This is a genomic window from Leeia speluncae (assembly GCF_020564625.1).
Classification (GTDB): domain Bacteria; phylum Pseudomonadota; class Gammaproteobacteria; order Burkholderiales; family Leeiaceae; genus Leeia; species Leeia speluncae.
Window position 1 is genome coordinate 1 of sequence record NZ_JAJBZT010000018.1, and the last position, 11,881, is coordinate 11,881.

11 protein-coding genes and 1 tRNA gene are annotated in these 11,881 nt (G+C 43.0%); 9 read left to right on the plus strand and 3 right to left on the minus strand.

Translation table 11 applies throughout. From position 1 onward, the window contains the following. Positions 1-170: 170 nt before the first annotated feature. Both mltB and LIN78_RS17705 read right to left on the minus strand, forming a co-directional pair. Complete coding sequence (gene mltB, locus LIN78_RS17700; protein ID WP_227182217.1) at positions 171-1,184, minus strand: lytic murein transglycosylase B; 1,014 nt, start codon at positions 1,182-1,184, stop codon at positions 171-173. Between the two features lie 300 nt (positions 1,185-1,484). Next, on the minus strand, positions 1,485-2,069 hold the full coding sequence (locus LIN78_RS17705) for a helix-turn-helix domain-containing protein (protein WP_227182218.1): 585 nt from the start codon (positions 2,067-2,069) through the stop codon (positions 1,485-1,487). A 132-nt stretch (positions 2,070-2,201) separates the two neighbouring features. On the opposite strand from LIN78_RS17705, the gene LIN78_RS17710 reads away from it, so the two are divergent. The 8 genes from LIN78_RS17710 to LIN78_RS17745 all read left to right on the plus strand — a co-directional run bounded on the left by LIN78_RS17710 (position 2,202) and on the right by LIN78_RS17745 (position 10,553). After that, entirely contained in the window at positions 2,202-3,401 is a 1,200-nt protein-coding gene (locus LIN78_RS17710; protein WP_227182219.1) for a glycine C-acetyltransferase, read from the plus strand. A 10-nt stretch (positions 3,402-3,411) separates the two neighbouring features. Further along, entirely contained in the window at positions 3,412-4,437 is a 1,026-nt protein-coding gene (gene tdh, locus LIN78_RS17715; RefSeq protein WP_227182220.1) for an L-threonine 3-dehydrogenase, read from the plus strand. A 140-nt stretch (positions 4,438-4,577) separates the two neighbouring features. After that, positions 4,578-4,653: transfer RNA gene (locus LIN78_RS17720), tRNA-Glu, on the plus strand. Positions 4,654-4,786: 133 nt separating this feature from the next. Next, complete coding sequence (gene nth, locus LIN78_RS17725) at positions 4,787-5,422, plus strand: endonuclease III (RefSeq protein ID WP_227182221.1); 636 nt, start codon at positions 4,787-4,789, stop codon at positions 5,420-5,422. A 12-nt stretch (positions 5,423-5,434) separates the two neighbouring features. Then, positions 5,435-5,863, plus strand: a complete 429-nt coding sequence (locus tag LIN78_RS17730) for a DUF1841 family protein (protein ID WP_227182222.1) — start codon at positions 5,435-5,437, stop codon at positions 5,861-5,863. A 41-nt stretch (positions 5,864-5,904) separates the two neighbouring features. Next, positions 5,905-7,230: a UDP-glucose dehydrogenase family protein gene (locus LIN78_RS17735; RefSeq protein WP_227182223.1), complete on the plus strand. Its 1,326-nt coding sequence runs from the start codon at positions 5,905-5,907 to the stop codon at positions 7,228-7,230. Positions 7,231-7,267: 37 nt separating this feature from the next. Beyond that, a complete protein-coding gene (locus LIN78_RS17740) occupies positions 7,268-8,377 on the plus strand; it encodes a nucleotidyltransferase family protein (protein WP_227182224.1) in 1,110 nt (369 codons plus the stop codon). A 40-nt stretch (positions 8,378-8,417) separates the two neighbouring features. Next, on the plus strand, positions 8,418-10,553 hold the full coding sequence (locus LIN78_RS17745; RefSeq protein WP_227182225.1) for a molybdopterin-containing oxidoreductase family protein: 2,136 nt from the start codon (positions 8,418-8,420) through the stop codon (positions 10,551-10,553). Here LIN78_RS17745 and LIN78_RS17750 read toward each other — a convergent pair. Continuing rightward, on the minus strand, positions 10,513-11,529 hold the full coding sequence (locus LIN78_RS17750) for a GlxA family transcriptional regulator (RefSeq protein ID WP_227182226.1): 1,017 nt from the start codon (positions 11,527-11,529) through the stop codon (positions 10,513-10,515). The two genes, LIN78_RS17745 and LIN78_RS17750, sit on opposite strands and share 41 nt — an antisense overlap. A gap of 154 nt (positions 11,530-11,683) precedes the next feature. On the opposite strand from LIN78_RS17750, the gene LIN78_RS17755 reads away from it, so the two are divergent. Continuing rightward, a partial coding sequence (locus tag LIN78_RS17755; protein ID WP_227179522.1) for an FAD-dependent oxidoreductase occupies positions 11,684-11,881 on the plus strand: 198 nt, incomplete at its 3' end.

Here is an 11,881-nt window from a genome sequence, read left to right on the forward strand (position 1 = left end):
ACATTCTGCTTTATACCGTTACTCTGAGCGGGCCACTTCCTCGCTTCTCATCGGCTATTTGCCCTAATAAATGGCAGTTTCTTCGCCAAATTCTGGCCTGATGTACTTCTAAAGATCTCTATATTCCCTTCTAAGAAGGTTACAAAAAAGGCAGAAAATCTGCCTTTTTATTAACTGCTTGATTTCAAGTTATTTTTTGCAGTTTTTAGTGCCTCGGCAAGGTTAATCACGCTGAGTGCATATAGTGTGCTTTTGTTATATCTCGTAATAACATAGAAGTTATTTAAGCCTAATAAGTATTCTACTTTTCCTGGCGCTGATTCGATTGGGAATAAGATAGCTTTTTCTTTTGGATCTACTTCAGTTTGCGGTTGGATACCAAAAGGCGCCATGTCAGCGATTGTATATTTTAAGTTGAAACGTTCGGCAACAACGGTTGGGTACGTTTCCCCTGATACATTTGCTTTGATCACATTTTGTGAGCTTGGTTTCCATCCAAACGACTGTAGATAATTAGCAACACTGTCTATGGCATCTTCTGGTGTATTCCAAATGTCTTTATGGCCATCGCCATTACCATCTACTGCATATTGATGAAACGAAGAAGGCATGAATTGGGGTAGTCCTAATGCACCGGCATATGAGCTTTTAAATGAATTTACTTCTTCATTTTCATCTCTAGCTAGGATCAAGAACTGTTCTAGTTCTTGTAGGTAGTATTCGGACCTTCTTGGATAATCAAATGCGATCGTTGTTATAGCGTCTATTGCTCTAAAACTACCTGTATTGCGACCATAGTCAGTTTCTACTCCTAGAATTGCTGCAATATATTCTCCTGGTACACCATATTTTTGTTCAGCCCTTGTTAGTGCATCTTGGTTTTCTCTGATGAAGGCGAGCCCATTGCTAATTCGTTTTACATTAATGAAGTTTGGATGATATTGGTACCAAGGTTTTGCTGTAGATGGTCGATCTAAAATTTCGATGATTTTTGGTTTTTCAACGACATCATCAAATACTCTGTATAGAGCCTCTTTATTAAAGCCATGTTTTTGGACCATTGTGTCTATAAACTTACCCACTTCTGGTCGTGCAGTGAGATCTCCTGCTTGAACTGTGCTGGAAATGATAAGACTTAATGCGGTTATCCCAAGCAATTTTTTTGAGTCTAATAAAATTTTCATGATTACCTTATGGCTTAATTTGCGTGTGCTTTAATTGATTGACTGTGAAAGTCTTGTCAGGTTCATAGCTCTTGTAAGAGAAATCTATTTTGAGGTTGTGTATATCACCTATTTTCATTTTAGTAGCATCGGTCGTCAGCTGAATGTCTTGAAGTTTGATATTTCGTAGAAAACCTAATGTGCGAGGGAACGAAGTTGGTTTGAATAAGAATTTAACAAGTGATAGCTACATGAGGATTTTTAGAATGTTTTTGTTTGGTAATTTCACTTGCGGTTAATGAATGGTCATTGGCTTGCTGTTTAGCTATTATTGTGAATCACAACTAGCAGCCCCCTTGTTTCACCTGTTCTTAAGTTTTGAATTGTATGTGGCACATCTGCTTTGTATCTTGCAGTTTCACCCTGCTGAACAATTTGGATCTGCCCATTTTGCGTAATTTCAACCTCTCCTGAAATCACCGTTAGATGCTCTTCTGTCCCTGGATCATGTGCTTCTGACTGCAGTTTTCCTTCTTTAGCGAGAATCAATTCATACCATTCGTATTTCCCTGCAAGACTCATCGGGCCAAGAATTCTTAGTTGGTAATGATGAAAATTGCTACTCATCGTCGGTGTTTCCGGCACGCTCACGAGTTGTATGGTGGCAGAATCTTCGACTGTACTTGCAAAGAGTTGATCTAGTCCCATGCCAAATGCATTGGCAAGTCGCCATGTTACTGCAATTGTTGGATTTGCTCTATCTCTTTCAATTTCTGAAAGCATCGATTTCGATACGCCTGCAATTCTAGATAAATCTTCTAGCGTCATCCCTCTTTGTGTTCTGAGTGACTGGATCAGGCTACCAATTTTTGGAGGGCTTTCTTCTTCTAGATGGTGGGTTGTCATTTTCACTCTCCTAGTCTACACTTCCGGTATATTGGAAATGCGTTCTATATATTGTATTTTAAAATACTAATTGATAACTATATTGAAGTATAGCGAGATCATCTATATCTCGACATCCTTAGGAGATGCAAAGTGAATCAAGAATTCATCCAGGTCATCAATCAGACACTTCAACAAATTCGCGAAGATGGTTTTTATAAATCAGAGCGCGTGATTGTTTCTCCACAAGGGACTGAAGTGGGTTTGGCTCAGCAAAATGATGTAATTAATATGTGTGCCAATAATTATTTAGGATTAGCAAACGATGCCCGTCTCGTCAGTGCTGCAAAACAAGCACTTGATGTGGATGGCTTTGGGATGGCGTCAGTTCGTTTTATTTGTGGTACGCAAAGTGTGCACAAGGAACTCGAGAAATCGATCTCTGATTACCTTGGTACCGAAGATACTATTTTATTTTCTAGCTGCTTCGATGCAAATGCTGCTGTTTTTGAAGTGTTGCTAACTGAAAATGATGCAGTCATTAGTGATGTGCTGAATCATGCATCTATTATTGATGGTGTTCGGTTATGTAAAGCTGCTAGATATCGTTATCAGAACAATAATGCACAGGATTTAGAGCAGCAACTCATTGCAGCTAAAGCGGCTGGTGCTAAATTTATGATGGTTGTAACAGATGGCGTCTTTTCCATGGATGGCGTTATCGCTGATCTATCTGCAATTTGTGAAGTTGCCAAAAAGTATGGTGCACTTGTGATGGTGGATGACTCACATGCAGTTGGCTTTATTGGTCCAAAAGGTAGTGGTACTGCTGCATATCATCAAGTCACTGAGCAAATCGCAGTATTTTCTGGCACCCTTGGTAAGGCGCTTGGTGGCGCCGCTGGTGGATATTTGTCAGGTCCTGCACCTATTATTGAGCTACTTCGTCAGCGTGCTCGTCCGTATTTATTTTCAAATTCTTTGACGCCTTCGATAGCAGCGGCTTCATTAGCAGCAATCAAGATTGCCGCTGGAGAAGAGGGGGATGCCCTTAGAGCGCAATTGAAAGCGAATGCTTTGCGATTTAGATCTCAGATGCAAGCAGCTGGTTTTGAGTTATTGGCAGGTGAACACCCAATTATTCCTGTTATGCTTGGTGATGCAAAAGTGGCAAAAAATATGGCTGATGCTTTGTTGGCAGAGGGCGTATATGTGATTGGTTTCTCTTACCCTGTTGTACCTAAAGGTCGTGCACGTATCCGTACACAAATGTCCGCGAGCCATACATTTGAGCAAATTGACAGAGCTGTTGCTGCTTTTATTAAGGTAGGCCGCCAATTAGGTGTCATTTAAGGAGAGGCAAATGAAAGCACTGGTCAAAACTGAAAATGCTCCTGGACTGACGCTAACTAGAGTAAAGCGTCCTGAAGTGGGGCATAACGATGTATTAATTAAAATTAAAAAAACGGCTATTTGTGGGACGGATATTCATATTTGGAATTGGGACGAATGGGCGCAAAAAACGATCCCTTGGCCTATTCAAGTAGGTCATGAATATGTGGGGGAAATTGTTGAGATTGGGCAAGAGGTTCGCGGTTTTCAAATTGGCGACCGTGTTTCTGGGGAAGGGCACATTACTTGTGGCTTCTGTCGGAATTGCCGTGCTGGTCGACGACACTTGTGCAGAAATACAGTTGGTGTGGGGGTAAACCGCGAGGGAGCTTTTGCTGAGTATTTAGTCATCCCTGCATTTAATGCATTTAAAATTCCTGACGATATATCAGATGATTTAGCTGCAATTTTTGATCCTTTTGGAAATGCGACTCACACCGCGCTTAGTTTTAACTTAGTCGGTGAGGATGTTCTGATTACTGGGGCGGGTCCAATTGGCATTATGGCTGCGGCGATTGCAAAGCATGTTGGCGCTAGAAATGTGGTGATTACCGATGTGAATGAATACCGGTTGTCACTTGCTGTAAAAATGGGGGTTACGAAAGCAGTCAATATTGCGAAAGAGTCATTGCCAGAAGTGATGAGCTCCCTTGGGATGACAGAAGGGTTTGACGTTGGTCTAGAGATGTCTGGCGTACCCCAAGCTTTTTCTTCAATGTTAGACGCAATGAACCATGGTGGAAAAATTGCAATGTTGGGGATTCAGCCGGCGAATTGCCAAATTGATTGGACGCAAGTCATTTTTAAAGGATTGGAGATTAAAGGAATTTATGGTCGTGAAATGTTTGAAACCTGGTATAAGATGGTTTCTATGTTGCAAAGTGGCCTAGATTTAAGTCCGATGATTACTCATCACTTTCCTGTTGAGTCCTATGCGGAAGGCTTTGAGATTATGCGTTCTGGCAACAGCGGAAAGGTGATTTTGGACTGGGCCTGAAAAAATTTTGAAAAAGGGGTTTACAAGTATGGCCTACATGCATATAATGCGAATCTCTGTTGAACGCGATGCAAAACGCGATTAACAAAAAGTTTAAAAGTTGCTGTGTTAATTGCCTCGGCACAGTAATTTAAAAGTTTGTCCCCATCGTCTAGAGGCCTAGGACATCGCCCTTTCACGGCGGTAACCGGGGTTCGAATCCCCGTGGGGACGCCAAACAAAACCCGCTAGCAACTTGCTAGCGGGTTTTTTGTTTTGTACTTTATCAGTCACCTCATTTCGCATGTCGTTTGATAAAACGATATAATGCAACTCTTTTAAAAACTCTTTTAAAGTTTTTCGCTAAAACATGAACGCAGAAAAGCGATATCAAATATTCAGTCGATTGGCTGCTGCCAACCCTGAACCGAAAACAGAGTTAGAATATCAGACGCCATTCGAATTATTGATTGCCGTTGTGTTATCTGCACAGTCTACGGATAAAGCCGTCAATATTTGTACCCGAGAATTATATAAAGTAGCGAATACACCCGAAGCCATTTATGCCTTGGGGCAGGCGCAATTGGAGGTTTTTATTAACCGATTGGGTTTGTATCGAAGTAAAGCTAAACATATTATTGAGGCATGTAAGATTCTTGTCGAAAAATATGACTCGATCGTGCCGGCTAATCGTGAAATGTTAGAAGCTTTACCAGGGGTCGGGCGTAAAACGGCAAACGTGATTTTAAATACAATTTTTAGGCAGCCTGTCATGGCTGTTGATACGCACATCTTTCGGTTGGCAAATCGTACCAAGCTAGCGCCAGGGAAAACGGTGCGTGAAGTGGAAGATCGTTTGGTTCGATTGATTCCCAAAGACTTCTTGATTGATGCTCATCATTGGTTGATCTTACATGGACGATATGTCTGTATTGCTAGAAAACCGAAGTGCGAGTCTTGTTTGATTGAAGATTTGTGTGAGTATCCTGCAAAACCAGGTAAATGAAAGAACGAATGAATGTTTAACCCGACTAGAGATCAGGCTCGCCAGTTTTTATTTGATAGCTGGAAAAAACATCTAGAAGGCATGCCGCAAACCGATCTGGAAATGATGGCTGTTGATGTGATGGGTTTACATCCGGAATATCATGATTTTTTATCTAATCCAGATAAATTTCTGGATAAAGATTTTTCTCCTGAAATGGGTGATACCAATCCTTTTTTACATCTGATGATGCATCTTTCGATTAGAGAGCAAATCTCTATTGATCAACCGAAAGGGGTGAAACGCTATCATCAAGAGTTATCGCTTAAGTATGGGTCTGTTCATGATGCGGAACATGCGGTGATGGATTGTTTGGGTGAAATGATTTGGCATGCTCAGCGATATGGTTCTCAACCTGATCCGGAGATTTACCTATCTTGTTTGGCTGGAAAAGTTGCCTAAGTAAATGAAGCCAATTAAAGATTGAATTGGAATGTAATCGTATGAAAATTACTGTTGTTGGTACTGGTTATGTTGGTTTAGTTTCTGGCGCGTGTTTGGCCGAAATGGGAAACACTGTTCTTTGTTTGGATCTTGATCCTCGCAAGATTGAAATTTTGAAGAACGGAGGGATTCCTATCCATGAACCCGGTTTGGATAAAGTGGTTGAACGAAATGTTGCTGCCGGCCGGCTTTCTTTTACTACTTCAGTTGAAGAAGCGGTTGCATTTGGTCAGATTCAGTTCATTGCAGTTGGCACTCCGCCAGACGAAGATGGTTCTGCCGATTTACAGTATGTATTGTCTGCCGCTAGAAATATTGGCCGTTTGATGGATGGCTATAAAGTCATTGTAGATAAAAGCACAGTACCTGTTGGAACGGCGGATAAAGTGAAAGCGGCAATCGCCGATGAACTTGCCAAACGTGGCGTAGAGATTCCTTACTCGGTAGTTTCTAACCCAGAGTTTTTAAAAGAGGGTGCTGCAGTAGATGACTTTATGCGCCCAGATCGAATTGTGGTTGGTGCGGAAGACCCCAAAGCAATTGAGTTGATGCGTGCCTTGTATGCGCCTTTCCAGCGTAATCATGACAAGTTAGTGATTATGGACGTGCGAAGTGCGGAACTGACCAAATATGCAGCCAATGCGATGTTGGCTACGCGTATTAGTTTTATGAATGAATTAGCGCTGCTTGCAGAAAAAGTAGGGGCGGATATAGAGCAAGTTAGGGTTGGGATTGGCTCTGATGTGCGTATTGGCTACCACTTCTTGTATGCCGGTTGTGGCTATGGGGGATCTTGTTTCCCGAAAGATGTACAAGCATTAATCCGCACGGGTGACGAATATGAGCAGCATTTGAAAATTCTGAATGCGGTTGAAGCGGCGAATAATGCGCAGAAGCAAGTATTAACAACAAAAGTGCTAAAACGATTCGGAAATGACTTGTCAGGTAAGCATATTGCCATTTGGGGCTTGGCATTTAAACCGAATACGGATGATATGCGTGAAGCCACTAGCCGTGTCGTGATTAACGATTTGATTACGAATGGTGCAACTGTTTGTGCGTATGATCCGGTTGCAATGGATGAAGCTAAGCGTATTTTTCAGGATCAATCGGGTTTAACATATGCAGAAAATCCATTGGATGCATTGAAAAATGCAGATGCACTGGTGATTGTGACGGAATGGAAGGCGTTCAGAAGCCCTGATTTTGATGAAATTCGTCAACGTTTGAGTGCGCCAGTTATTTTTGATGGTCGCAATCTGTATGATCCAAAAATGATGCAGTCAATTGGGTTTGAATATTACCCAATTGGCCGAACCGTATAATTAGTAATACTTAGCTTACGCTTAAAAGGGATATTACGTGGCAAAGGGAATGATTTTGGCCGCAGGCCAAGGTACTCGAGTTAGACCACTAACAAAAAATACACCAAAGCCGATGGTGCCAATTTTAGGCAAGCCGGTAATGGAGTATTTGATTGAGCATCTGGCAAGGCATGGCATTACTGAGATTATGGTGAATGTGGCTTATAACCATACCAGTATTGAACGCTATTTTGGTGATGGTAGACGCTGGGGGGTTGAGATTGGCTATGCCTATGAAGGTGTACGTCAGCATGGCGAGGTGCTGCCAAAGCCATTTGGTTCTGCCGGTGGAATGAAGCGAATCCAAGACTTTGGTGGTTTTTTTGATGAAACGACCTTGGTGATTTGTGGTGATGCGCTGATTGACCTAGATTTGACGGCAGCCATTGAAGAGCATCATGCAAAAAATGCTATCGCCAGCGTGATCGCGCTAGATGTCCCTTTGGAGCAAGTAAAGAACTACGGCATCGTTGTTTCTGATGAAAATGGGCTAGTAAAGAGTTTCCAAGAGAAGCCTAGTCCTGCAGAGGCAAAGTCAACCTTAGCGAGTACTGGTATCTACATTTTTGAACCCGCTGTGTTGGATTTGGTGCCGAATGCAGTTGAGTACGATATTGGTAGTCAATTATTCCCAACGCTCGTTGAAAAACAACTTCCTTTCTTTGTACAGTCTAGGCCGTTTAAGTGGATTGATATTGGGCGAGTGAGTGACTATTGGTCTGTATTACAGCAGGTGTTGAGAGGTGAAGTATCTGAAATGAGAATGCCTGGTAAACAGCATTCGGATGATGTTTGGGTGGGTTTGAATACTTCGGTGGCTTGGGATCAAGTGACCATTAATGGACCGGTGTATATCGGTTCGAATGTAAAAGTTGAGCCAGGCGTGATTATTAATGGTCCAACTTGGATTGGACATGGCTCTGTACTCCGTAAAAATAGTACAGTCTCTCAGAGTATTTTGTTTGAATATACTCGGGTCGATGAAGGGCAGCGTTGCCATGAAGTGATTTTGTCACCTGACTATTGCGTCAATAGGCATGGTGAAACGCTTTATCACAGTGATGAAAACTGTCATTTACGCTGGGGTGATGCGCGCGCATCTAGTTAAACCCATTGCACTTAACTGATAAAAGCGCATGGTGTTACTCATGCGCTTTTTCTTTTGGTACTATCGTTATATCCCGTTAAGAATCGAATTCCGAATGAAAACCTTAGTGAAAGGGGCTTGCCCCCATGACTGTCCAGATACCTGTGCCATGCAAATTACCGTTGAAAATGACCGGGTAATTAAGGTGAATGGGGCGCCTGATCATGAGCCGACAAAGGGTGCGCTTTGCACGAAGGTTGCTAAATATACCGAACGCTTGTACCACGCTGAGCGTGTCTTACATCCTTTAAAACGAGTCGGACAAAAAGGAGAGGGTAAGTTCGAGCAAATTAGTTGGGGTGAAGCACTAGATACCATCGCGGGTAAATTGACTGAAATTGCCAAGCGATCGCCCGAGTCTATCTTGCCGTATAACTATGCGGGTACGATGGGGTTGGTGCAGGCTGATAGTATGTCAGCCAGACTGTTTCACCGATTGGGCGCGAGTTTGTTGGGTAAGACAATCTGTGCCAGCGCAGGGAGTACGGCGTTAAAGCATACCTATGGGGCGGGCGTAGGGATGCAGATGCAGTTCTTTAATGAGTCTAAATTAATTGTGCTTTGGGGGACAAACAGTATTACCTCCAACTTACATTTGTGGAGCCGAATTCAAGATGCAAAACGGTTGGGCGCAAAGGTGGTGGCGATTGATCCTTATCGTTCATTAACTGCAGAAAAGTGTGATGCTCACATTGCCTTGCTGCCCGGGACAGATGGGGCATTTGCGCTTGGCGTGATGAATTTGTTAATCCAAAATAATTGGCTTGATCATGACTACATCACACAATTTAGCGTTGGGTTTGATGAGTTAAAAGAGAGAGCGAAGCGCTATTCACCAGAGGTGGTTGCTGATATTTGCGGTATTGAGGCCGCTGAGTTGGAGTGGTTTGCAAAGTTATACGGTGAGACAGCTGTTATAGAAAAGGCGCCAGTCGCTATTCGTCTAAATTATGGTATGCAACGTAGCCATGGCGGTGGCCAGGCGGTTAGAGCGGTTGCTTGTCTACCAACACTCGTTGGCGCTTGGCGAAATCGGGCAGGGGGCTTGTTGTTGTCGAGCTCTGGATTCTTTCCTGTCAATATGGCGTCGTTGCAACGACCTGATTTACTACCTGATCCAGCTCATCCACCACGTACCATTAATATGAGTACGATTGGTGATGCACTTTGCCATCTTGGCGATGAGGCATTTGGGCCAAAAGTGGAAGCAGTCGTTGTTTATAACTCCAACCCTGTCGCTGTAGCCCCAGACTCTGTCAAAGTAGCAAAAGGCTTTGCAAGAGAAGATTTATTTACAGTGGTGTTAGAGCACTTTTTGACAGATACCTGTGATTACGCGGATATAGTTCTACCAGCGACGATGCAGATGGAGCATTTAGATATTCATAAATCCTATGGTCATACATGGTATGTCGTGAATGAAAAAGCGGTAAGTGCGCCGGGCGAATGTTTATCGAATACCGAAATATTTAGGCAGTTGGCTAAGAAAATGGGATTGGCCGATGCTTGTTTTACCGAAGATGACGAAACATTGTTAGCTCAAGCGATTGATGTCGATCATCCTGCGCTATTAGGGATATCGAGAGAGCAACTGCGAGAAACCGGTTGGTTTCAACTTAATTTGCCTGATGCGCCTTTTGCCGAAGGCAGATTTTATACAACGGATGGGAAGTGCCATTTCTATTCTGTAGCGCTAGAAAAAGAAGGCTTGGACCCGTTGCCTGATTTTGTCGCGCCAATAGAGAGCAAAAAAAGTAATCCTTCTTTGGCAGAAAAATATCCGCTAGCTATGATTAGCCCGCCTGCGCGTAATTTTATGAATACGACCTTTGCGAATATTCAAACCTTAATGCCAAAACCAGCGGTGCCGACGATTGAAATTCATCCGGACGATGCCATTTTGCGCGGGATAAAGGATGGACAGCAAGTGAAGGCATTAAATGACCGTGGCGAATTATTGTTAACCGCGATTGTTACGCCAAAAGTTCGGAAGGGCGTGGTGGTGATTCCTTCTATTTGGTGGAAAAAGAAAGCACCAGATGGCAAAAATGCCAATGAGCTTACTAGTCAGGCATTAACGGATCTTGGGCAGGCACCTACATTTTATGATTGTTTGGTTGAGGTGTTGCCTGCTTAGTTTGATATTGATGACGATAAGTAGACGGAGTGACTGAGTAAGTTTGTTTAAAGACACGAGCAAAGTGGGTGCTATTACTAAAACCACATTCTATCGCGATGTCGTTAATGGGGTGCGGGCTTAGCTTTAGCATTTCACTAGCGCGATTTAGCCGTAAATGTTTGCTAAAGTTGGCGAGTGTTTCACCTGTTTCTGCAATAAATAAGCGTTCCAGATGTCTAACAGAAAGATTTAGCCTTTCTGCGATGGCTTTGCTCGTCAGAGGCGATGACATATGTTGTTCAATATAGAGCATTGCTTTTTTTACGTGTGGATTGCTAGATTCTCGAATATTGGGTGGTAAAGGTTGCAGTTGTTGGCTTTGTAAAGACATGTTGCTGTCTTCTAGCATGATCCGTAATGATTTTGCTGCATCAAATCGGCTTAAGTGCCTTTCAATCAGGTACGAAGCTAAATGGATAACGCCTGTGCCACCTGCGCAGGTAATCCGATCTCTATCCGCAATATAAACCTCTTCAAAATGCGTATCTAGATGAGGAAATTCCTCGATAAATTGTTTGTAATGAAACCAAGATACGCAGCATCTTTTGCCGTCCATGAGGCCTGCTCTGGCCAAAATAAAGCTACCCGTACAAATGCCAATAAGCCCGGCTTTTGCTTGAGCGGCTCGCTTTAAGTATTGGATCAACTCATTTGGGGTTCGTTTGCCACTATGAATGAGCCCGCCCACAATCACGATGTAGTCAAACTCTGCAGGGTCTAATAAAGCGGAGGTAGGACTAATCTCGACGCCGCAACTTGCCTTTACTGGAATCCAGTTGTGGTTCATGACTTTCCATTTGATCCGGATTTGCCGACTTAAATCTTGATCATCTGCGGCTAACCGTAGCGCATCAATAAAATTGGCAAATGGCGCTAAAGTAAATTGCGGGGCGAGGATAAAGCCAATATGTAGCGGGTGATCTGGCATCGTCATGAAATATATGTCCGGAAATGTCGCTTATAGTGTATCAAATGTCCATTTTTGCAGGTTAATTAATATTGCTAATTCAGCAGAATACGCTTATCAAAATTGATAGATTATTTACGTAATTTATCGAGTCATCGAACTGTCATGTACGAGATGAACCATGTCCAAAAATCGCTACTCCCTGTGGAGCCTGTTCAAGCAAGGGCTCAAGCATAACAAAGGCTGGGAACCTGCCTGGACCAGCCCGCAGCTAAAACCATCCTATGATGTCATTATCATTGGTGGTGGCGGCCACGGCTTGGCAACGGCCTACTACTTGGCCAAGAACCACGGCGTTAAAAATATCGCTGTGCTAGAA